This is a genomic window from Pseudomonas sp. B21-010, from assembly GCF_024749325.1.
Taxonomy (GTDB): Bacteria; Pseudomonadota; Gammaproteobacteria; order Pseudomonadales; family Pseudomonadaceae; genus Aquipseudomonas; species Aquipseudomonas kilonensis.
The window spans coordinates 3,300,760-3,321,917 of record NZ_CP087198.1; the positions used below are offsets into that span (position 1 = coordinate 3,300,760).

Sequence of the window (21,158 nt, forward strand, 5' to 3'; positions counted from 1 at the left end):
CCCGGTGTTCCGGGACGATCGCGCTTCACACCACGCGCAGAAAAACCGCTGCAGCGCTACTGCTCCTGTGACGGGTGGAAACAACTGCGACTGGCCGTAGAAACGTTCTGTAATGGCCGTTTTACGCCGCTTGGATCCGTGCAGTCGACCGTCATATCGTTGAGTAGATAGCCCAATCCCTGCGTAGCGAGATAGTTCGCCAGCTCGACGCCGGTCCTCAGTCCGAGTTTATTCAGCGCGTTGTATTTGTGAGCGGCGATGGTCTTGTAGTCGCGGCTCTGGCGTTTAGCTACCAGGTGCAAGCATTCGCCACGGGCCAGCGACAGTAGGACATGCCACTCGAGGTCGCTGAGTGAATACCAGGGATGCTTGTGGGCGCTGCCAAGGTCGATCGCCGGATCGCAAAAAGCCTTCCCAGCTTTGAGCGCTTGGATGGCCTCGATGATCATACGATGTCCGCTGGATTTGCAGACGTAGGCACAAGCGCCTTGTTCCAGTGCAGCGAGCGCCAGGCAGGGTGACTTGTTCCCCGAGAAGACCACCACGCCGAGATGCGGCGCCTCACTCAGCGCAGCCCGTAGCATGGCGATACTTTGTCCGGCGCCAGGCATATTCAGATCCAGAATGAGAAAGTCGTAATGCTTGCTCGTCAAACATTTGAGCATTGTCAGACTATCGGCAGCCGCGTCGATGTGAGTTGCATCGGGAAATGCGCCCTTAAGCAGTTCACTCAAGGCATAGGTGATGATGGGTTGATCGTCTACCAACAAAAAGGCCATTTTTCTACCCCTGCCATCGTGCTGTTGGCGCTGATAGAAAATTGCCCCATCCTGCCAATTGCAATTTGACCCACGGCGGATTGCTGATTTCAACCTCAGCAACTGTGGGTAAATTTAGCAACGGTGCTGCTTTTGAAGCCTTCTTCGATCGTCCAAAACTGCGACTGAATATCTGCCACAAGTGGTCATGCATCGGGTCATCCTTTCCCTAAGATCAAAACGTTTCGTCGTCCGTCGACTGCTAATTTTCTTGTCCGACCAATGCCGTGCTTTTACTCACTACTAGTGAATGAGTGTACTCAGGACGCACCTCGGTGTTTTGCTCGCGGCACCCGGTGACAGCTCTGACGCCGGTATTGGCCGCTCGCATGACCAAAGGATGCGCGTTGGAGGGCAAAGGCTGCAAGATGTTGGACACCCTGTTTTGTTTCGACAATGCCGTAACAACAGCCTGGTTGGCAGCCTGCGGACGCGGCATGAGTGTAAGCAGGTTTACGCGATTCCACACCATCATCCCCCGTGCGACGAGCTTGTAAGCGTCTGCGAAACATCTTGCTCATGTTCAGCGTTTGTCTGGGAGAAGAAAATCTACTTCGTAGATCCCCCGTGCCGCGCGGACGGTGGCAGAACCTAGGCTGTTCGCTGTGCCATTTTCGAAGTCCACTTTCGGATCCATCTACCGGCCAATCATCTGTAAGTCGTTGTAAAAAAATAACAAACTGACAGTGGCAGCCTCTCAAAAGGTGGCCTATACATGGACAGGCTGGCAAATAGAAGTGCCAGCGCTTTTCCAATTTGATCGGACAAGGAGTCCGTTTTATGGCTACAGAACTGGACGCGTTGCTCTCAAGTATTCGCGACTGCAAAACCTACGACGCGGTAAAAAATCGCCTCGCTATCATCACAGAAAAAAAGGACGCTGCTACTGACCCTGATGTGGTGCGGGCCCTGCGGGATGCCCAGGTGTATGCGCTGGTCTGGGGGGTGTTTACTGTCGCTCTCGACCAGGGGGCGCCGATTGTCGCCTACGACAAAGCCCTCAAGGTACTCGAGGCCGCTCAAGCGAGCGCAGATAACAAAACTCTTGAAGCTGCCTACATCGCCTACGAGGCAGCTTATACCGCCCGCCAAGGGGCCCTAGATGCTGACAACAACCTCATCAACGACGCCATCAAATCCGTAACCGATGATGCTGCCAAGGCTGCACCCGGTAAGAACGGCATCGACGCCATTGCCGATGCTGCCGCCGCCGAAATGGCCTCGGCCGACATCGAGCATCACCTCGAAAGCCAAAACGTCATCTACTCCTCCGAAGGGCCTAGTGGAGACTCCTATCAGGAATACTATGACAGGGAGCGGCAGATCAGAAATATCACCAACCCTGTGAAGCAAGCGTGTGATGCTTATGTCAATGAGTATGTCACCCGTGTTCAAGTGGCGGCCCAACTCAAGCAATCACTCAATCGATATCTGCTCGTCTGGCGCGTGAAAACTACCGGAAACGGGAATCCACTGGCCGTACAAGGCATACTGGAAAGCATCGATGAGAAGAGCGGAACGTTCGTGCTGAGAAGTACTGTCTATGAAGGTCAACGCGACACGGTTTCGTTTTCCGACATAGGAACCATCGATAAATCACGGACGGGCTCAGGGGCACTATCCAGTGCAGTCGCACCCGGCTGGAGGAACGTAGATCTGGGCAAATGGGTTCGCTCCGACAAATATTAAAAATACAAAAGCGCTTAATGCCTGCATAGCGTAACCCTTCACGACAGCGCCCGGAGCTAGCATCCGGGCGCTGTTTTTTCGAAACCCGTCCGCTGGGCGTAAGCGTCAGTCCCTCTCGTAACCAAAGATAGGCCGTTTTTTTACCACGCCTGACTCCCCGTTCCCGCAGGCGCCACACGCCATCGGCCGTCACGCAAAAAAAACGCAAGAGTGACTGGAATCGTGCATTTTTAATAATTTTTAATCATTTTCATTTTTTAGCTATATATATAGTAGTTGCTTTCATAGCGAACTTTTTGCGTCATATCGAATCGACACAAAAAACTTTACGTGATGATCTCTAACGAAAGAGGGTTTTTCGCTAGCTGCGCATTATGGCAAAGGAAAAGTCAATTTGCGGTTCCTGCAATCGACGATGTTTCTTGTATTAAAACCCAACTGGAGAAGTAATATGCCTGTCAATCTCATCATCAGCTTTAATGTAAAAGAAGAAAAACTGCAATCGTTCAAGGACATCATGAACGACGTGAAGATCAATCTGCCGAAGGTGGACGGTTGTCAAACGGTCAAGATCCTCAACCATTTGGAAGATCCGCTCGCGTTCACGCTGGTGGAAGCCTGGGATTCGCCTGAAATGCACGGCACCCACGTCGACCAGATGATCTCAAGCGGTCAGTGGAAGGTCATCGTCGAGCATCTGAGCAGTGCGCCGGTCAGCGGCTACTTCAGCGAAGTTTGATGCCGTAACGTCAGCGGCAGGGCGCGTGCGCCGAGTCCGGCTGCGCCATCTCGGACATACACGCGCTACTGCTGTTACTTATTTTCTGCTATTTTCCTGGATGTCCTATTCCGTCCCGAACGTTCTACTCGCTTGGGCAGCAGCGTGTCGCGCTACTGGATGCCGTCTTGTCCAAATAGGGCGGCCAATTTGTTGAGAAGCCATAGCAATGACACTCGAAGTAGTACCGGCGGCGCTTTATTCGATGCGCAACGTAAAGCCTATCCTCGCTGACGGTAGCTCGTCCATCCTCCATAAAACACTTGAAACGAACCTGGAAAACAAGGCGATCTATATCGCCACGCCGTTGATCGTCTACATCAAGCAGGGCAAGCAGATTATTCGCGACTATGACGCCATGGCCAATGTAGTCGACGAGAATCATTTGATTTTCCTCTCCAAAGGTATTTATACGGTATCGGACTACGTCACTGGCAAAGATATCTTCGAGGCGGTGCTGCTGTTTTTCGACGACAAGCTGATCGCCAAATACCTGTCGCGAGCGCCCGGCACAGGCAATTCGAACACGGACGGCCCGCAGAAAAACGTACACGGCACTTATACCCTGCACGCCAATGAACAGATTAAGCGCTATATCGAATCGCTGAATTATGTCTACAAAGGCGCGGAGGGCTCCGACGCGCTGCTGGAATTGAAACTGCTCGAACTACTGCATCTGATCGCCATCCAGGACAAGTCCTTCCGTTTCCTGCGCGAGTTGTCCTGCGGCGGCAGCCGCAAACGCCGCCTCATCACCGATTTCATGGAGCAGTACTATTCGCACAAGCTGAAAATTGAAGACTATGCGCTGCTGACGGGACGCAGCGTATCGACCTTTATCCGCGACTTCAGGCGCAGCTACAACACCACCCCGAACCGCTGGATCATCGAAAAAAAAGTCGACATCGCGCATCAGCTGTTGACGGCAAAAAATTATTCCGTCACCGACGCAGCTGCGGAGGTGGGATATGAAAATACCTCCCACTTCATCAAGGTTTACAAGCAACGGTACGGTGTCACGCCGAAGAAAGCCAAGACCTTCGCGGCAGAACTGTAATGCGACAAGGCTCAAAGGCTGCAAAAGAGGAGGGCGGCCACCCGCAGATGATCCTGAATGATTTTATGAAGGCTACGATCCGGCTCCGTGTCAATGATCATGTCGTTGCTCTGTCAGCATGGAATGTCCACTTATTCCTCAACATTCATTCAGAAGCACATGCCGTGGCTTGAAGGCCAAAAGACCGCTACCAAAAGGCCACCGCAGGTACTGGTCACGGGGACGCGATCGATCTGCGGAAAAAGTACCGTTACAGCTTTGCCGATTCGGGCGACCAGGTTGTCGGTTTGACGACTGCTTTGAAGCCAAATGGCGTAGCCGTCCAATAAAGCCAGAATCGCGTAAAAATGGCAGGACAAGATGGTCTCATCGATATCCAGACCTCGAGTTTCGGCATAGGTGTAGAAAGCCTGGATTGCGTGCAGATGTGCCGCTCCGGTCTGCACGAGCAACGGTACACGCTGGCCAGATGAGTAACGGCACTGAATCAGCTTCATCGGCAGCCACCTCATTCAAGGACTCGCCATGAACACGAGCACATGACCCGTTGAGAGAGCGGACGTCAGAAGCGGGTTTGTCGAATCAGCGCCTTGCGAGGCTCATAAACACATTGTTTAACAAAGAAGGCCGTTTAGGTGCCTGTTGCAATGCCGTGAAAACTAAAATATTCAATTATATCAACAGGATATTCATAAATTATCATCGCATCGGACACAACCTCCTGTTGCGTCATGAAACAACCCGCTTTGTTGCACCAAATGGCAGCCTAGTGAACCCAATTTTTTTCTCAAAAAAAATGGTTCTTGTATCTTAGCTGGCTAGGTCCTTAGGTGCCGAGGCAGTTAGCCTACTCTTTGCGCCTACGGGACTGCACTATTGTCCAAAGTGACCACAACCCTGCCTCGGCTTGAATACTCGGCTTCTAGGCCCGGATCACAATCATTTGTATAGCTCCGACCTCCATCCACGACATAGCAGTAATGGGAGCGGCCTAGCGGAGAGCACGGAACGTAATGAATCTGACGGAGTGGTTCCATCAGCCACCTTCCTCTACCGTTCATTGGTCCTGGCGAAACGAGCAAGATTTCCTCCACACGCCCCGGGCTACGCCTTTGTTGGAGTGATTCCAGTGTGAGGACATCAGAAATCAGTAACATCTCCCTCAATTCCACATCATTACAGGTGTGGACCATCGTCGCGTAGAACCAAGGAAGGTGCAGAATTTGTTCCACGTAGGGCCAGATCTGGAGATCAGGCTCAAGCCGGGAGCTGAGTGGAACGGTAGCGTGGGCGTAGGTTCGAAACATAATGATCTCCAAATGAACACTATAGATTGTAGCCCTATAGTGTTCACAAAGGCTTCATCGTTCCATTTGCGAGCGATGAAAAATGGAACTGAAGAAAGCTTTTGGCTCAGCGTTGAGAAACCTGCGTGTACGCAAGGGGCTCACTCAGGAAGACTTCTCAATTGTCAGCAGTCGGACCTTCCTTAGCTCTCTAGAGCGAGGTATCAAAGGGGTTACCCTTGAAAAAATTGACGAATTGGCCTCGACTATCGGAGTCCACCCTGTGACGCTCATTGTGGCCTGTTATCTTGAGCTTGAGAAAGACACACCTGACGTTCTTGAGAAGCTACTTAACCGCGTCCGTACAGAACTGAAATGACCCCGAAATCTGCCCTGGTAACCCAACAGAAGTAAGGATTGCGCCCCGAGCGTGAGGAAGTCGACCCACTAGACAGAGTGGTGGCAAACAGCTAGCTTCAGCCTTACGTATCGAGTGATCAGTGCTGCTCGCGCTTTGCACTCTACAAAGCCAAGCTCAACACCGACACGTCTTGATATGCCTATGCCGAACGCATGCACGCGAACGAAGCGCGAAGGCCTGAGACCGGGCCGCAGGTGCCAGGAAAACTCAGGAAACTGCACGGAGGCGAAAACATGCATGAGATTATCTGTCCCCATTGCACAAAGGCATTCAAAATTGATGAGGCTGGATACGCAGATATCCTGAAACAAGTTCGAGATACCGATTTCGAGAAGCAGTTGCATGAGCGACTTGAATTGGCAGAGCAAGAAAAGCGGAATGCCGTTGAGCTAGCCATGGCCAAGGCCGCTGCCGAAATGCAGAGGTCAGCGACAACCAAGGATGCAGAAATTCAAGAACTGCGGTCTAGGATTGATGTTGAAGAAGTCGCGCGAAAACTCGCAGTCAGTGAGGCGCTAAGCGCTGTTGGGAAGGAACGGGACACGCTTGCTCACGAGCTTGAACAGACACGCCGCGAGCAAGAGACTGCCTCAAAGTTGGCGGAGGCGAAGCTGCTAAATGAATTGCAGAGGAGCGAAGCGACCAAAGACTCTGAAATTCTGGAACTAAAATCCAAGCTCGAGTTTTTAGAACTCGGCAAAAAGCTCGCGATTACGGAGGCCATTAACTCTGTCGAGAGAGAGCGAGATAAGCTGCAAAGTGGCCTCGAAAAAGCAGAACTAGAAAAGCAGCTTGCAGAAAAATCGCTCAAGGACAAATACGAAACGCAGATAAAAGATCGTGATGATGCTATCGAGCGTCTCCGAGATTTGAAAGCGCGTCTATCGACAAAGATGGTTGGCGAGACACTTGAACAACACTGCGAAACAGAATTTAATCGTATTAGAGCCACAGCCTTTCCAAAAGCATACTTCGAAAAAGACAATGATGCACGGGCCGGAAGTAAAGGGGACTATATATTTCGCGACTCGGATGAGGCAGGAACAGAAATAGTTTCCGTTATGTTCGAAATGAAAAATGAAGATGACCGAACAGCAACTAAAAACAAGAATGAAGATTTCCTAAAAGAACTTGATAAAGACCGCGTCGAAAAAGGGTGCGAGTACGCTGTGCTGGTATCCCTTCTGGAGCCTGAGAGCGAGCTATACAACACTGGAATCGTTGACGTTTTTCACCGTTTTCCGAAAATGTATATCGTCAGGCCTCAATTCTTCATTCCAATCATAACGCTGCTGCGAAACGCGGCCATGAACTCCCTAAAATACAAATCAGAGCTTGCGCTTATGAAAGCGCAAAACATCGACATCACCAGCTTTGAATCTGAACTTGATGGATTTAAATCAGCATTTGCAAAAAATTATGACTTGGCCTCAAAGCGATTTCAAACCGCAATTAGTGAAATTGATAAGTCGATCGAACATCTCCAAAAGACGAAGGAGGCATTACTAGGTACTGACCGAAATCTTCGTCTAGCGAACGACAAAGCGCAGGATGTCACGATAAAAAAACTTACGCGCAGCAACCCAACCATGGCTGCGAAATTTTCCGATCTTAAAAACGATGTCGCAAACCCAGAAAAATAGAATCTACGTAATCACCTGGGTATTCGAATTAATATATTAGGTAAAGAAATGGAAAATACTTCGCACAACCCCGATCAACACATGTTTGGATTTCGCCAGCTTGCCACAAATGGAAGAAAGAGAATAGGAATACTGATCGGTGCAGGAGCCCCCGTTAGCATCAACGTAGGTGGGGAGGGCACGTGGAAGCCGTTAATACCAAATATCGCCGGACTTGAGAAGATTGTGCTAGATGAGCTTTCGGAAAACCAACGAGAAGTTTACAATCAAATAAAATCTTCATTTCCGGATTCAAATCTGGAGAAGGTTCTGTCACGCGTCAGAATGCTTGCAGAGGTTGTTGGCGAAGGAAAGTTGTTTGGCTTCACAGAAAAAGATTTTTCCGAGTTGTCCGAGGCAATATGTAGTTCGATCCGGGAAGTGGTTGCGCAGGACTTGCCATTGGGCGCAAATCCATACTCTGAACTCGTATCCTGGATTAATGGCATTAATAGAAAGTATGCGGTTGAAATATTTACAACGAATTATGATCTTTTAATCGAAAATGCATTGGAGCGGGCTCGAACACCGTATTTTGATGGATTCAGCGGTTCAAAGAGCGCTTTTTTTGATCCTTCAAGCATTTCGAAAAATGATCTACCCCCGCGCTGGGTAAGGCTTTGGAAGCTCCATGGCTCCATTGGCTGGGAGTCAAATGCTAATGGTGAGGTTATACGTGTACCGGATTCTAAAAATGCCAATATGGTTTATCCGTCACACATAAAGTACGATCAAACACAGGCAGCCCCATTTTCTTCGCTTTTTGAACGCTTGAAGAACTTCATACTTGAGCCAGACACATTAATTTTAAGCACCGGATTTTCTTTTGCTGATGCCCACATTTCATCGCGGCTGCTTGAGTGCCTGATGGCGAACCCCACTGCAGCGTTATTTGCCTTTCAGTTCAATTGCTTGGCGGATGAAAGTGCCGCCAAAGAATTAGCACTGAAGTGCCCAGGAATTAGTGTTTTTTGTAGCGATGGCGCTGTGATTAATGGTGTGGAAGCGAAGTGGAAAATCGGTACCCCTCCAACCAAAAATTGGCATGAAATTCGAGCAGAATACTATAAAGACAATAAATTCTTGCTTGGAGACTTCCTGCGGTTAGCTCGTTTCCTGGCAACTGCTGGTAGCGACATATCTCAAGATGCAGTTCCTCCTACACCACAGGAAGTGGGGGGGGAAATAGTATGACAACTATCCAGCCAACGTTTTTGGGCCTTGTAAGCGCCGTTTCAAGCTCCTCAGTGGCCGTTGAACTCGCGGCGTCAGTCGAATCTGGAATTATTGTTCTGGAAGGACGTAATTACCGAATCGGGCAAGTCGGTAGTTTCGTGAAAATCCCCTTAGGGTATAACCACCTATACGGAGTTATTTCAGAATCGAGCGAAACCTCAACTCTCGACGCGGATTCCAAAATGTCCTCCGATCGAAAGTGGATCAGAGTGGAGTTAGTGGGAGAATCCATCGGGGGGAACTTTGATCGGGGAATAAGCGAGTACCCAAGCATTGGCGATCACGTTCACTTTGTCGTCGAGAGTGATCTGAAGTTAATTTTTAGAAAGCACTTGAATAGTCACTTCCAAGTTGGCCGCCTTTCTAGTTCAGAAGGAATTCAAATAAGTTTGGATCTGGACAAGCTTGTCGCTCGCCATTCTGCAATTTTAGGGTCTACTGGATCTGGGAAGTCAACCAGTACGGCTAGCATTCTTCGGTCGATGGTGATCAAGTCTGATCAATCTCCTTTACCATCTGCAAGAGTTTTGCTGATAGATATTCACGGTGAATATGGCCCAGCACTAAGCGATGTCGCCAAGACCTTTTCAATCATGCCCTCGGGTGAAAACCAGCTGTACATACCGTTTTGGTCCATTTCCCCAGATAAGCTTATTGACTTTCTCTGCAATAATCCAAACGACTCTCAGCGTTCATTGTTCATGGATAAAACCGTTGATGAAAAAAGGCTTGGCATCGTTGAGAATGACATCCCTAATATAGATGCAGATAGAATCACAAGTAATACACCGCTCCCGTATAGATTAAAAAAAATATGGTATGACCTTTGTCATGAAGACGGTATAAATTACAGTGATACAGCCATGACTGCACCGGCATATGCTCCTGGCGGAGAGGGGGCTTTTGATGATTTGATAGCACCTAAATTTCTCCCTCCTGGGGCTGGGCAAGCATTACCAAAGAAGGGCGGAACTGGAGCAATGAAAAGGCAGCTTGACTTAATGAAGTCTAGGCTGCTTGATACGCAATACTCATTCTTGCTGGAGCCTGGCGATTGGAATCCAGACAAAGAAGGCAAGATCAAGAAAGATTTAGATGGACTTCTAGAAGATTGGCTGGGGCATGATAAGCCGATAACGATATTTGATTTGTCCGGAATGCCCTCGGCGCGACTGACGCTTCTTTTGGGCGCAGTCCTCGATATTATCTTCGAGGCTGCTATTTGGGGGAGAAATGTCACTGAGGGGATGCGTGAGCGCCCCCTTCTCGTCGTTCTTGAAGAAGCCCACCGTTATCTTGGTAAGTCAGAGAGTGGACACGCAAAAGAAATGGTACAGCGGATCGCTAAAGAAGGGCGCAAGTTTGGTGTCGGTGCCATGATTGTTAGTCAGCGTCCATCCGAGATAGATGAAACTATTTTATCTCAGTGCGGAACCATTATATCGCTCCGCATAAATAACTCAACAGATCGTGGAATAGTTAAAGCAGCCATGTCCGATGGATTGGCCGGAATTGTTGATTCGCTACCCATCCTTAGAACTGGAGAGGCCATTATAGTGGGGGAGGCAGCTCAGCTTCCTACTCGGTGCAGGTTTAATGTTTTACCAGATGATAAATATCCCAATAGCGGAGATCCTAAGATTGGTGAAAAGTGGAACTCTGTACGCAACGAAGAAGACTATTCCAAGCTCGTTAGGGCGTGGAGAAACCAAGATAGTGCACAATAGGAAAAATCATGGAACGTGTATCTGTTAGCTCTTCAAATATCGCCTCTGTTGGACATGATGAGTCATCGCAAATTCTCGAGGTCGAGTTCTTGGACGGAGCGGTGTACGAATATTACGACGTACCTGAACATGTCTACCAAGAGTTGATAACCGCATCTTCCGTTGGGGGTTATCTCGCGCAGCGGGTAAAAAATGTTTACAGCTTCTCTCGTACGGGGTAACCCGTTACGTAACGCTTTTTTTGGAGTGACTTTGGCGGATTATGCTTTAATTAGAGGAGGTTCGCATCACGATGCGAGCCTCCTCTCCGAGTCATGGTTCTATAATGAGCTTTACGAAATGACTTAACAAGACGCCGAGGTTATTCGTTTGTAAGCTTTTTCGGGCTAGGGCCAGAGTAGATTTCAGCGCTTGGCAACGCCCGCAGTTCTATTAGCTTGGCCCTCGTACGCTCCCAATCTTGGAAAAATTTCCGCCATACCGCGATGCCACCCAATTCACCAACCGCTAACAGCATTGCTTTATGGGATGCAATTAGTAAGTCCCGTTCGCTACGTAACTCTTGATACTCTTGCGAAAGCACAGCTAAGCGTTGTTGCAAGTTGGTTCGTGAATGACTATCTGTTTTTTCTACCAGGGCCATTATTTCCTGTTGTCGGGCCTGATATTCATCGAGTACCGCGCGACGCATGGGTTGCCGAGTTATATCACTCGGATTTTTTAGCACGCAGTCGGCCTCTCTAATCACAGAGCGGGCTGTTATTTTAACACCGTTACTAAGCATTCTCTGCAGAATAACCTTTAATTCGTCGGGCTTCATTCAGGACTCCATTTCTTCGAAGTGTCCATAATGCTGCCGCTGACAATTCGCTCTAAGGGGCGGTATCGATCCTGTCCATCTGGAAAAGCTTGCATTGATGGTGGTGTGCTAATCAAAACTTCTAGGCTGCTAAGTCTAGATTTTGCATGATTAAGCTGGTTTTGCCAGCCAATGTTCCGCGCTTCTTGCGGGCTGCGCTCAATGATATTTACAACTTCGACCATCTTAAGCTTCATTTTCTCTAGCGTGTCTTGTTCTTGCGGATTTTCGGAGCGGGCCAAGTGGCGGCAGTCGAAGCATTCTAGGTGTTTGGAGCACGGGTCCACTGTGAAGCTATTAACACAAAACCCATAAGGCGTTACATGTAAACCATCAGCTTCTACCGATAAGTAGTTAAACGCGTGCTCATCACCTAACTCACTCTGGATTTTCAAAAACTCATCAACTATAGGGCCGCGTATTTTTCCAGCCATGATCATTTTCAGAGTCTCACGTGCTCTAGGCGCGATTGACTCTGCTTCTTCTGGAATATCTATGTTTGCAAGCGACTCTGACAGACTCCGGTGGTCATAAACGTAGCTCTGGGCGACACTTTTCCGATTAAATCTTTTTGTAATAATCGTGTCAGCAACGCCAAGCCTGAACAACTCCGCATTTTGAAGGTGCCTAAGTGAATGCGTGTTGAGTTTGAGTTCGCGGTCTACGTCATCTTGGCCGTAACGTGAAAAAACATTATTAGCATTACCTCCAAGATGATTTTGCATGTCGAGGGCCGAGGCTCGCCCTACGGACAAATATCGATTCACATCGAGAATTCCTCCATTTCTCTCCTCGATAAGTGCACGTATAGGCATAAGAAACATCAATTCAGATGGGTATAAAACTTCTGTATTACTCAATCTGAAAGGTGCACAGTCTGGAAGCTTTGTGATCATTGTTTCGCGGATTAGAGCTTCAACCTCGCTTACTCGGAGATACGCATTTTTCCAGTCCACCGTTCCTTCAAATGCATCTCCATTCTTATGCCTAATCACGATAGGCAGTTTCTTTAAATACTTCATGCAGTTTAGCGATACGCCATGCACTGGAATCTGCGCTATCTGTATTCTGCGCATCTCATCAAGATAGACTGGATCAAATGACACACGATATTTATCTATCAAATCCGATGGGAGAGGAGGGGAGGCAAACCATAAAGAGCCCGACATCCGATTATAGATATCCCACGCCGGGACCAATTCAGATTGATTAAACTCTGGCAATAATCGCCCAGTTTTTATTTGGAGCCGGAGCCGGTCACGCAATGGTCTGGTAAGTCTTTCCGCTTCACCAAACGCTTCCGAAACGAGCTCTTCAAAAATGGTCGGGACGTGCTGTATTGTTTCATACAGTAGTACTCCTGACGCATCAGTATCACTAGCCTGTTTTTCCGCGAAATGGCGGATAGCGAGCGAACGCGAGATCCCTCCTTGAGTTCCAGCTAGATTTCCATTGGGTGTATAGTAGTCGTGCCATTTGGCCCAGTTAAGTGGAAGAAGGATGCTCTCTCCGATTCGAAAACCTGTGGCAACCGCCAATTTTAATTGGTTGAATCGGATGGCATCAACGAATGTTTTAGGCTGCTCAGTAAATATTATACGAATTAGCTCCCAAAATGCTTTTTCGCTTGGTAATTTTGCGCTATCTTTTCGTTCTGCCAGCTCCAATTTAACCTTGTCTGTTCGGCGGTATGTATTATTCCCTTTCTTTAGACTAACGACGGATTCATTAGTACCGCCTGCTGCTGATTGGTGAGCGCAATATTGCGCAAGTGGTGAGCGATTAGCGATATGCTGCCCATCAATTATTGTACGCACAATCATCGCGACGTTAGCGGCGAGCTTGCCTGACGTTCCGATGCTTAGAGCTACACGATAGGCGAGAGCCACGGATGCAGCTGTTAAATCCCAAGGTTCTTCGTTTCCCGCACAGGTAGCAATAATCCTCAACGGCCGACCTATATTATTTAAGGCGTGGCCTGGTTTATTCTTTTTTACCAAAATTTCATTTATCAAGACTGCCTGGTAGTAATCTCGCCAGTGCTTAGATAGTGGCTGCGCGCACATCGGCGTAAGAGATTGCTTTTGGCGCAAGTCGTTTAGAACCTCCAAGGCATTGTCATCGTATGATAAGTTGGAATGCCAAAAATAGGGCGGTGTCACCATTCCTGCGATACTAGCAAGGTCCCAGCGTGCGGTTTTTGGTACTTTACCTGACGTGTCGAACGGCAATTCCCATTGAAGCCTCTTCTTCGAGGCTATCGTCTGCGCAGACAGAATGTAATTATTATAAAACGTATTCATCAATTTACCTTGCCATTGCCGCGCTTAATCGTCTCTGAAACGTCAAGTGCTGCCTGGAACATTCGTTTGAGCTGCGTGTACGCTGGACTTTCGTCATTGAATCGAGATGCACTAAGGAACTCGTTCACTATTGGCCTTAAGGTTTCGACGACGGACTCATGGATAACTGGGTCCGCTAAGGGCATAAATTTTCGGCAGGTATAGCAACTTAATATTGGATTTTTCGTGCACACTGACTGGCCTACTGCACACCCTCCAATCCCTGCTATTGGGATACCGTGAGGTACTCCACCTATTTGCTGATCAGCTGGTAAGTTTAGAAGGCTGTTTTTATCGATCGTACGAGTTTTCGCAACATTCGCTACCGTTGAATATATATGAGAGATACCGAGCGCTTGATTGATTCTTTGAGCTTGAGTTTGTGAGGCGTCAAAATAGACATTTGCGCTCAATGTAGTTGAATGCCCCATGAATTCAGATAGAACAATGTGAGCCGTCCCGGCATCGGCTAAGCGCTGAGCTGCGGTGTGTCTCAGATCTGTTGGCGACCAACGGGTACCGGTTAATTGCTCCATAAGGTCACTTAGTTTTATCGAAAGTTGTTTTGGAGCCAGCTTAAAATAGCTATCCAAAGGCACATTGCTACTTATTACTGTGTGGCACCTTTTGGTATACTCTATAAATATAGGGCACCATTCTAGTTTTATTTTTCGAGTGACTTTCCTCATTGCTTCTGTTCCCCTTTGCTTCAAAAGAGGAAGCGACAGATGAACAACACCACTCTCATACGAGCGAACATCAATGCATTTAACTCGTGCAGATTGCCCAGGCCTTAGGCCGTACTGGTGACCGAGTATTAAGAGGCAAGCGTCACGCAGCACAGTGGTCGATATGGAATCCTTGTTTTTCAATACGCGCGCTGCCAGTGTATCTAAATGATCGATGATCAGTGACTGATGTTCCAACGGAAGAAAGCATTCGCCGGTGCGAACGGTTTTATAGATATCCCGCTGGGGTGATTCCAATAGGCTAACGTAGGAGCTTAACTCTGGCCTCCAACCAGCTATAGACAGGTTGCAAAGTGAGTGAAGCATTACTCTTATGTCCCGACAATAGCTCCAGGTCTCAGAAGCTGAGATTTCATTAATCCAGATTCTTCTATATTCCTCAGGGCTTACAGTCAGGGCGCTTATAATATGATTGCGCTTAGTGGAATTATTGATAAGCCCCCGACAGATCTTTTCTGCTCCGGATGGGTCCATCCTTGAAAAAATATCCGCCGCTATATGTTTAATTATACTTTTTAGCGGTACAGGTATCCCTGAAAAATCGAGACGACATTTTTCACCGTCATATTTGATATCCCAGCAATCTGAATGTTCAGGGTCTCGGATCGAATTAAATCCGTCTTCGAAGTCATCATAATATCGAATCACCGCTGAAAGCTTCGGCAGCTCTGCGGCTATGCTTGAGATGCACTCAACTGCTATTTTTTCCTCTGCGTCCATCATAGCGTAACTCCACCGATAGATCTAAGCGTTGAAACTAAACGATCATACGTTTCGCTCCATATATCTGCGGAATCTGATTCGAAATATGCTCTCGCGTAATGCCGAGGCATAGGAGAGGAGGGTGACCATCCAAAAAAGACTCGGAGCTTTTCGCTTGCAAGGTCTAGCTCGTCACCGAGAGCTACATACCGGCCTAGCCGGTAAACTGCACACGTATGGCGTAAATCATGCGCGCTGACATGCGACCTTCCCTGATTTGATAACGCTTTGCTAGCGTGCGGTGAAAGCCGTTCGCTCGCTATCTCAAAGATCCGATGAATAGATCGAAGCGACAAAGGCTTTAGTTTCTGCGAACCTAATAAATAGCTATGAGGAACCCGACGCCGGTTGCCTTGAACAACATCGGCAACCGCCACAATTTCTTCTGATAACGGTAATTGTCTCCGTGAATTTGCAGTTTTAAGGCTCGGTGCGTTGAAACGCGGATCTTCTTCGTGATAGGGATTTTCGGTGATGTTAATCCAATATTTTTCACGCGCCGCGCTGGGATCATAGTCCGACTTGATCGCATCTGAGGACAACATGGCTACTTCGCCGCGTCGCAAACCAAGGTGGAGCATCAATAGAAAGATAAGGAAGTTACGCCACTGGAGTATGGGGCTCCGAAACGGATTACGCTCCGACTCTGGGGAAAATATTTCGAATAGATCTTCAACTACCAAAGCCGGTAACGCGCGAATACTTGCTGGTGGCCTAGGGCGTGTAGGTGAAACTTGAGAGTAAAGGCGATCAAGCCTCAAGAGACGGCTTTGAATATTGCCGTAGTGTGTTTCATTTGAAGCACTAAGGTGCGAGACGATATCGGAAACGAAACTAGTCGCCGAAGCCCAGGCTTGATTGTTGTTGATCCCTCGAAGGTTGCCGTCGTTTCTGAGTGTCGACAGAAAAGTAGTTAACGCGGTTTCGATCAAGGGCATATCAAGCGCGAAGAGCATCCGATCTAACGACCCCGCGCCAATTTTCAGGTCAGTTACCTGGTAGAGCCTTTCAATGGCGTAAAGGTGAGCCCCTCGGGTGGTTTGGGCAAGATTCGCTCTGAGCACATCCGCCCATAAGGTAGCCCAATATCTGGGCAGACTAAGATCGTCGACCAGAAGCCAGCCTTTGGTCGATTGGGGAATCATGGTGTTGCGTAAGTTTATGCATGTCATGGGCCGGGATGCTAGGGACTAACACCTAGACCTGGCAAGAGCTTGGTTTTCACCCAAACCGTTTCAAAGGGGTCCGATGCGCCTATGATTGCAACACCATTGAAACGGCATTCGTTTAACATAATATACATTATGTGTACTTATAGATATTCCCACGGCCCCCATCGATGGCTGGATTTGAAGCCAAGCTCATCCTCTGAATACCGTACTGTGAAGTCTCCGATATTCTTCAGCCAACGGTCGCATAGCTTTGGCATACGCACTGGCATGACCTTGCATTCTTTTTCCCCAATCCAAGTTTCTCCACGCTCCCACAACCCACAACCCACATAACGTACTAAGGTTTAAATCGCCTGCTGAATCGGCGCGACTTCCTGCACGCAGCCACCATGCGACAAACAAGGAAGGAACGAACAGTATGAATGCCAGATCGGAACCTGGCGGTGACGGCATCGTCCTGTTTCGTCCTTATGCACTCGCCGGACAAGGCCTGGCGCGCTACTCCGAAGTATCGTGTGGAGACACGCTGCTGGGGCGTGGCACGGCCGAAGCGAACGACGATATCGTCCGGCCGCTGGAGTCAACCGCCGATGACATCACCGTACGCGTAACCTTTGACGGCTTCTCCCGCACCTACCAATTATTGAGGCTTCGCGCGCTCGACCCGATCTTTTTTTAACCAGACTTACTCCACTCCCCAACCATCGCCTCATAAACCTCTTGGCAAGCGAACTCCGCCGAGACCTTCGCGTCGGCAAAAACCTGATCGCCTGCTGGCGTGAGGCAGGCGTAACCTACACGCGCATCCCGTGGATCACTTTGTCGAGACACCAACCCTATCTTTTCAAGCGGCAGCAGGGACTTGGTGACCGCCGATGCTGTCAGCCCCATGCTGTCAGCCAGATCAGCTCGGCGCAGTCGAGAGTTGTGCGCATGTTTCAAGTGGTACAGGATCATGAAGTCACTGAAGCTCAGGCCGTGCACAGCAGAGAGCTTGGCATCAACTCGCCGAGCCGCTGAGGTGTATGCGCGGGAGAAGCGTATACAGCGATCAAGCGTCGAGCCGTTCGCGACAGGTGCGGTAGATTCGTTGTCAGACATTGCAGCATTGCTCCAATTCTTGTGAGGAAGGACGTTCAAATCGGGACTCCATGAAATCAAACATGATTCCCGTCACCTCGAAGGCGTAGGTCTCGCCTTTATCGGTATTCCTACGCATGACCCGCTCACGCCGCAGTTGAGGTACTGCGTCGATGAAATAGCTGGACACTGGGTATCCGGCTTTACCGGCCAACAGACGAATACGTGTGCGATCAGCTTCAGTCATGAAGCCTTGATCAAGCACTACGTCGCGCCCCGCTTCCAGAACCTGTAGAGACATCTCCCACATCAGGGCTTCGCAACGTTGTACGCGGGCCGATATCCACGCCAGGCTCATAGGCGTCGGCAGATCCGGGCCATAAAGCCCGTGCATCCATTCATCGATGGAGAAGCGTACGCCGGTCACTTTGGTATTTAACTGCCTGGCGAACGTCGACTTCCCGGCCCCAAGAGGGCCAAAAACCATATGGACTGATTGCATGCCCGTCTACTTTCTAAATACTTGAACGCTACAGTATCAAGAAATAAGGTTGCCGCAACCCATGTTCGACGAACGGCCGAAGCTGCCCAAACACGAAACGGGGAAACCAAGCGCACCTCGATGTTGTTTTTGGATAACAATTGATTCAGGACAGTCAGGCCGTCACCTCAGGCGGCCTGACTTGCGATTGATCGCTCATGATTCCTGCAACTGGCGCAACTCACCGCCCTCCTCCTTCAGACGCTCCAGATACGCGGCGGCATCCAACAGTTGATATGGGAAATAAAGCCCTGGCGCCGTTGGTGGCTGACCATCCAACCCTAGCAACCGCTCAAGAATCATTGCGACGCTGAGGCCAGTCAGAGGTGCAGCGCCTGCAGGGTGGACGACGGCATGACGCGTGCGTAGCGGTTCGCCCTTCAGGTCCTCGCCAACGAGTTCGATGATGATCTCGGTAGACATCGGCCTCCCCAGACGTCGGGTTGAGCTAACCGCGGTGGCCAGGTTGAACTGGACATTGGGTGCACCCGTCGCAGCCGCCAGGCCGACGACATCGATGGACGAGAAGCCGGAAGCTTCGATTTGCGTGCCATCCACCGCGCGGAATATTGCCTTGGAGTCGTCCCCTTCGCGCCAGACGAACACACCGTCACGTCGTGTCAGCGCGGCGGGCAGCATTCTGTTCAGGTGCTCGAAGTCGGTGGCGACGGTAGGGCCACCGGTGTCCTGCTCATCGACCAGCGCACTGATACGGATGTCGTGGACCCGGCCGAATGCCCGGGCAATGCTTAGCGTCGACACTGTCGTCGCACCTGCCATCCATTCATAACCGAGAACAATCGGCGAGGCATCAGGCGTGTGCATGTACGTCGCGATTTCCGGCGCAATCTCGAAAACGCCAGAGGAAATGCTGAGGTGCGGCACTGCGCGCTTCTGCGCAAAACGCAATCCGGTAAGGGCGTGATCCATATAAAAGACTGCAACACCGCTGACCGAGCGATCGCCGAGGCCCAGGTCATCTGCGGCGGAATCAATCACCACGCCCTGCGCCCCGCCCATTTGCTCGGCGGCCCGCTGAGCCTTGGCAAGATCGCGACCACCGATCAATAGTGGTACGTCGGGATGGGCGGCGCGCAGCGCCCGGGCGGTGTGATGACCAATAGCGCCAGAACCGCCCATTAACAAGATAGGATCAAGTGACATCGTGTGTTCTCCTTGTTTCCGGGTTTCAACCTATCCGGAGCGTCAAACTCCAACCGGGTGATACTTGGCCGGGAACTCGAGCGATGACCTTGATCTCGAAGTCGAACCCCGCGAGCCAGTTGACACCGATTGCCGTCCAGTTCGGATAGGGTGCTTGCGGGAAGAGTTCACTTTTATAACGCGCCAGCGACGCCCTCCATTTCAACGCACAGAAATCTCACCGCCTGCGCACCGTTTCTGACGAGCAGGCAGAGTTGCTGGTTGTCGTGCATAGCTCGGATTAGGCGGTTTGGATTCGATCAGGCCTGGAGGCTCAACGCTGCTTCAAATACACCCCGGCCAGCCCATCCTTTGAATCCGGTACCGCGTTGTAGCCAACGACCGCGAAGCCTTTCACCAATTGAATGTGATACGGACCGTTCTTCTCCAAGGCTTGCGGCTCGCGCACGATGATCAGGTTTTCGGTGTCCATCGGTACGATGTGATGCTCGGTCACGCTGTCCTTCGTGGTCACAGTGAATTCGGCGACTTCTTTTCCGTTGGCGTCACGGTCCGGCAGGATCTTCAAGTCCAGGTCCGCGTCCCGTCCCAGGGCATCCTGGCGCATCTGGTAATGGCCGCTGCGCTGGTCAGCGTCGACGTCGTCGATGTTGTCGCCATCCAACTCCCGTTCTTCATCGTGCAGCAGGATCGCCAACTTGCGGTCGTCGCCCTGAGTGCCTCTAAACCAGGTGCCGGTGTGATTGTAGGGTTCGACGTTTTCCCGGGAGATCCTCCAGGTACCCGTTTGACGACCATCGCCGGCATATTCATGGAGGCTGACAACGTCGTCATCGTCCTCACGAGTCCCCAACAGCTTGATCGCTTCTCCGTTGCCAGCCTGGGTATAGCGCACCTCGCCAATGATCACTGCGCCTTGCGCCTGGTACCAGAGTTCTACCGGGGTCTTGGCGTCGAGGGTTCCGGCAAGAATCACTGGATCCTCCTTTTCCGGACCTTCCAGGCGTGATTGTTCGCGCCACTGGCCATCTTTCAATTCGCCGGTCGTGCGTAGCGTGTAGCCGCTGGGCATGCTGATATTTTCGCCTGGCTCGGTCGGCTGGATCTGTTCCTCGGTGTCCGAGTAAAGCAGGACCAACTCGTCGTCGCGCATTTTCCAGTGGGTGGCGCGCGTCCAGCAGCAGTCGCGGTCGGTTTGCGAAAGCAGGACGCCGTCCAGCGGGCTGACGGCGAACATGCCTTTGCTATCCTCCTTTGCCAGGCCCGTCAGCGCGGGGTTGAGGACCCATTGGGTTTTCTGCGGGTCTTGCAGGTAGACGTCGAACGCCGGTTTGTAGCTCGCGTCGGGATCGTTGCCGTTACGAATCGCCAAGTCCAGGCGGCCATCGAAGTTGAAGTCGTCGAAGTACAACAGGCTCTGGGGGCCGAGCAGCCAGTTATCGACCTTGCCGTTGCGGTCCACGGGCACATTGCCGGCGGCTGTCTGCAATTGCTGCAGGGTTTCGTGGGTGGCGTTGTCGCGAATGGTGATGAACGCGTGCGCCAGTTGATGCGGGTCTTCCGGCGGCTCCGGGAACAACACTTCAACCAGGTATTGGCCGCTGCGATCATTCACCGAAAACGCCCTTGGCTCGGCCATGACCGGGGTTGCCAGCGTCATGGAAAAAAGCACACTGCTGACGAGCGAACGCATCCACCCACTTCCTTGCTGAAATTCGGGCCAGCAGTTTAGCGATTACCGTGATGCATCGCGAGGAACGACTGTTGCTATCAGATTGGCCCGGACTGTAACTGA

The 21,158-nt window shown here is 50.3% G+C and carries 19 protein-coding genes and 2 pseudogenes; 10 read left to right on the plus strand and 11 right to left on the minus strand.

The features are described from left to right. Positions 1 to 56: 56 nt before the first annotated feature. Positions 57 to 779: a response regulator transcription factor gene (locus LOY50_RS14435; protein WP_258687937.1), complete on the minus strand. Its 723-nt coding sequence runs from the start codon at positions 777 to 779 to the stop codon at positions 57 to 59. 819 nt (positions 780 to 1,598) lie between these two features. Here LOY50_RS14435 and LOY50_RS14440 point away from each other — a divergent pair. From LOY50_RS14440 to LOY50_RS14450, 3 genes are all read left to right on the plus strand, one after another. Beyond that, entirely contained in the window at positions 1,599 to 2,507 is a 909-nt protein-coding gene (locus LOY50_RS14440) for a hypothetical protein (RefSeq protein ID WP_258687939.1), read from the plus strand. Between the two features lie 451 nt (positions 2,508 to 2,958). Continuing rightward, positions 2,959 to 3,246, plus strand: coding sequence for a putative quinol monooxygenase (locus LOY50_RS14445; protein ID WP_253474841.1), 288 nt, complete (start codon positions 2,959 to 2,961; stop codon positions 3,244 to 3,246). 208 nt (positions 3,247 to 3,454) lie between these two features. Continuing rightward, positions 3,455 to 4,342 carry an AraC family transcriptional regulator gene (locus LOY50_RS14450; protein ID WP_258687942.1) on the plus strand — a complete coding sequence of 296 codons (888 nt, stop codon included), beginning with the start codon at positions 3,455 to 3,457 and terminating at the stop codon, positions 4,340 to 4,342. Positions 4,343 to 4,491: 149 nt separating this feature from the next. On the opposite strand, the gene LOY50_RS14455 is transcribed toward LOY50_RS14450, so the two are convergent. Beyond that, entirely contained in the window at positions 4,492 to 4,839 is a 348-nt protein-coding gene (locus LOY50_RS14455; RefSeq protein ID WP_258687944.1) for a hypothetical protein, read from the minus strand. Positions 4,840 to 5,731: 892 nt separating this feature from the next. Here LOY50_RS14455 and LOY50_RS14460 point away from each other — a divergent pair. From LOY50_RS14460 to LOY50_RS14480, 5 genes are all read left to right on the plus strand, one after another. Beyond that, entirely contained in the window at positions 5,732 to 6,007 is a 276-nt protein-coding gene (locus LOY50_RS14460) for a helix-turn-helix domain-containing protein (protein ID WP_258687946.1), read from the plus strand. Between the two features lie 275 nt (positions 6,008 to 6,282). Beyond that, positions 6,283 to 7,692, plus strand: a complete 1,410-nt coding sequence (locus LOY50_RS14465; protein WP_258687948.1) for a DUF2130 domain-containing protein — start codon at positions 6,283 to 6,285, stop codon at positions 7,690 to 7,692. Positions 7,693 to 7,740: 48 nt separating this feature from the next. Then, positions 7,741 to 8,925: an SIR2 family protein gene (locus LOY50_RS14470; protein WP_258687950.1), complete on the plus strand. Its 1,185-nt coding sequence runs from the start codon at positions 7,741 to 7,743 to the stop codon at positions 8,923 to 8,925. Continuing rightward, the gene (locus LOY50_RS14475; protein ID WP_258687952.1) at positions 8,922 to 10,694 is read left to right on the plus strand and encodes an ATP-binding protein; all 1,773 of its coding nucleotides are present in this window, start codon (positions 8,922 to 8,924) and stop codon (positions 10,692 to 10,694) included. Before LOY50_RS14470 ends, LOY50_RS14475 begins: the two co-directional genes overlap by 4 nt. An 8-nt stretch (positions 10,695 to 10,702) precedes the next feature. Further along, a complete protein-coding gene (locus LOY50_RS14480) occupies positions 10,703 to 10,915 on the plus strand; it encodes a KTSC domain-containing protein (RefSeq protein ID WP_258687954.1) in 213 nt (70 codons plus the stop codon). A gap of 140 nt (positions 10,916 to 11,055) precedes the next feature. On the opposite strand, the gene LOY50_RS14485 is transcribed toward LOY50_RS14480, so the two are convergent. The 4 genes from LOY50_RS14485 to LOY50_RS14500 are packed head-to-tail and all read right to left on the minus strand — an operon-like array spanning position 11,056 to position 16,551. Then, positions 11,056 to 11,514, minus strand: a complete 459-nt coding sequence (locus LOY50_RS14485) for a hypothetical protein (protein WP_258687956.1) — start codon at positions 11,512 to 11,514, stop codon at positions 11,056 to 11,058. After that, a complete protein-coding gene (locus LOY50_RS14490; RefSeq protein ID WP_258687958.1) occupies positions 11,511 to 13,856 on the minus strand; it encodes a hypothetical protein in 2,346 nt (781 codons plus the stop codon). The genes LOY50_RS14485 and LOY50_RS14490 overlap by 4 nt, the downstream gene beginning before the upstream one ends. Further along, positions 13,856 to 15,367 (minus strand): site-specific integrase, encoded by a 1,512-nt coding sequence (locus LOY50_RS14495; protein ID WP_258687960.1) that lies wholly within the window; start codon positions 15,365 to 15,367, stop codon positions 13,856 to 13,858. The genes LOY50_RS14490 and LOY50_RS14495 overlap by 1 nt, the downstream gene beginning before the upstream one ends. Continuing rightward, positions 15,364 to 16,551 carry a site-specific integrase gene (locus tag LOY50_RS14500; protein WP_258687962.1) on the minus strand — a complete coding sequence of 396 codons (1,188 nt, stop codon included), beginning with the start codon at positions 16,549 to 16,551 and terminating at the stop codon, positions 15,364 to 15,366. Before LOY50_RS14500 ends, LOY50_RS14495 begins: the two co-directional genes overlap by 4 nt. A gap of 445 nt (positions 16,552 to 16,996) precedes the next feature. On the opposite strand from LOY50_RS14500, the gene LOY50_RS14505 reads away from it, so the two are divergent. Beyond that, on the plus strand, positions 16,997 to 17,257 hold the full coding sequence (locus LOY50_RS14505; protein WP_258687964.1) for a hypothetical protein: 261 nt from the start codon (positions 16,997 to 16,999) through the stop codon (positions 17,255 to 17,257). Here LOY50_RS14505 and LOY50_RS14510 read toward each other — a convergent pair. The 4 genes and pseudogenes from LOY50_RS14510 to LOY50_RS14525 all read right to left on the minus strand — a co-directional run. Beyond that, on the minus strand, positions 17,254 to 17,679 hold the full coding sequence (locus tag LOY50_RS14510) for a MarR family winged helix-turn-helix transcriptional regulator (protein WP_214510389.1): 426 nt from the start codon (positions 17,677 to 17,679) through the stop codon (positions 17,254 to 17,256). The two genes, LOY50_RS14505 and LOY50_RS14510, sit on opposite strands and share 4 nt — an antisense overlap. Continuing rightward, positions 17,672 to 18,160 (minus strand): ATP-binding protein, encoded by a 489-nt coding sequence (locus LOY50_RS14515; RefSeq protein ID WP_253474920.1) that lies wholly within the window; start codon positions 18,158 to 18,160, stop codon positions 17,672 to 17,674. Before LOY50_RS14515 ends, LOY50_RS14510 begins: the two co-directional genes overlap by 8 nt. 195 nt (positions 18,161 to 18,355) lie before the next feature. Further along, positions 18,356 to 19,363 carry an NAD(P)-dependent oxidoreductase gene (locus LOY50_RS14520; protein WP_253474922.1) on the minus strand — a complete coding sequence of 336 codons (1,008 nt, stop codon included), beginning with the start codon at positions 19,361 to 19,363 and terminating at the stop codon, positions 18,356 to 18,358. A gap of 25 nt (positions 19,364 to 19,388) precedes the next feature. Next, positions 19,389 to 19,532, minus strand: a pseudogene (locus tag LOY50_RS14525) (hypothetical protein); the annotation flags it as partial. 19 nt (positions 19,533 to 19,551) lie between these two features. On the opposite strand from LOY50_RS14525, the pseudogene LOY50_RS14530 reads away from it, so the two are divergent. Further along, positions 19,552 to 19,647, plus strand: a pseudogene (locus LOY50_RS14530) (DNA-binding protein); the annotation flags it as partial. Positions 19,648 to 19,676: 29 nt separating this feature from the next. Here LOY50_RS14530 and LOY50_RS14535 read toward each other — a convergent pair. Continuing rightward, positions 19,677 to 21,056, minus strand: coding sequence for an XAC2610-related protein (locus tag LOY50_RS14535; RefSeq protein WP_258687969.1), 1,380 nt, complete (start codon positions 21,054 to 21,056; stop codon positions 19,677 to 19,679). Between the last annotated feature and the right edge of the window lie 102 nt (positions 21,057 to 21,158).

Excerpts from the sequence above, each read along its gene's own strand:
- LOY50_RS14495 (WP_258687960.1), bottom strand. The coding sequence starts at position 15,367 with ATGATGGACGCAGAGGAAAAAATAGCAGTTGAGTGCATCTCAAGCATA.
- LOY50_RS14465 (WP_258687948.1), top strand. The coding sequence starts at position 6,283 with ATGCATGAGATTATCTGTCCCCATTGCACAAAGGCATTCAAAATTGAT.
- LOY50_RS14520 (WP_253474922.1), bottom strand. The coding sequence starts at position 19,363 with ATGTCACTTGATCCTATCTTGTTAATGGGCGGTTCTGGCGCTATTGGT.
- LOY50_RS14480 (WP_258687954.1), top strand. The coding sequence starts at position 10,703 with ATGGAACGTGTATCTGTTAGCTCTTCAAATATCGCCTCTGTTGGACAT.
- LOY50_RS14500 (WP_258687962.1), bottom strand. The coding sequence starts at position 16,551 with ATGATTCCCCAATCGACCAAAGGCTGGCTTCTGGTCGACGATCTTAGT.
- LOY50_RS14455 (WP_258687944.1), bottom strand. The coding sequence starts at position 4,839 with ATGAAGCTGATTCAGTGCCGTTACTCATCTGGCCAGCGTGTACCGTTG.
- LOY50_RS14510 (WP_214510389.1), bottom strand. The coding sequence starts at position 17,679 with ATGTCTGACAACGAATCTACCGCACCTGTCGCGAACGGCTCGACGCTT.
- LOY50_RS14470 (WP_258687950.1), top strand. The coding sequence starts at position 7,741 with ATGGAAAATACTTCGCACAACCCCGATCAACACATGTTTGGATTTCGC.
- LOY50_RS14475 (WP_258687952.1), top strand. The coding sequence starts at position 8,922 with ATGACAACTATCCAGCCAACGTTTTTGGGCCTTGTAAGCGCCGTTTCA.
- LOY50_RS14505 (WP_258687964.1), top strand. The coding sequence starts at position 16,997 with ATGAATGCCAGATCGGAACCTGGCGGTGACGGCATCGTCCTGTTTCGT.
- LOY50_RS14535 (WP_258687969.1), bottom strand. The coding sequence starts at position 21,056 with ATGCGTTCGCTCGTCAGCAGTGTGCTTTTTTCCATGACGCTGGCAACC.
- LOY50_RS14490 (WP_258687958.1), bottom strand. The coding sequence starts at position 13,856 with ATGAATACGTTTTATAATAATTACATTCTGTCTGCGCAGACGATAGCC.
- LOY50_RS14515 (WP_253474920.1), bottom strand. The coding sequence starts at position 18,160 with ATGCAATCAGTCCATATGGTTTTTGGCCCTCTTGGGGCCGGGAAGTCG.
- LOY50_RS14440 (WP_258687939.1), top strand. The coding sequence starts at position 1,599 with ATGGCTACAGAACTGGACGCGTTGCTCTCAAGTATTCGCGACTGCAAA.
- LOY50_RS14450 (WP_258687942.1), top strand. The coding sequence starts at position 3,455 with ATGACACTCGAAGTAGTACCGGCGGCGCTTTATTCGATGCGCAACGTA.
- LOY50_RS14435 (WP_258687937.1), bottom strand. The coding sequence starts at position 779 with ATGGCCTTTTTGTTGGTAGACGATCAACCCATCATCACCTATGCCTTG.
- LOY50_RS14445 (WP_253474841.1), top strand. The coding sequence starts at position 2,959 with ATGCCTGTCAATCTCATCATCAGCTTTAATGTAAAAGAAGAAAAACTG.
- LOY50_RS14485 (WP_258687956.1), bottom strand. The coding sequence starts at position 11,514 with ATGAAGCCCGACGAATTAAAGGTTATTCTGCAGAGAATGCTTAGTAAC.
- LOY50_RS14460 (WP_258687946.1), top strand. The coding sequence starts at position 5,732 with ATGGAACTGAAGAAAGCTTTTGGCTCAGCGTTGAGAAACCTGCGTGTA.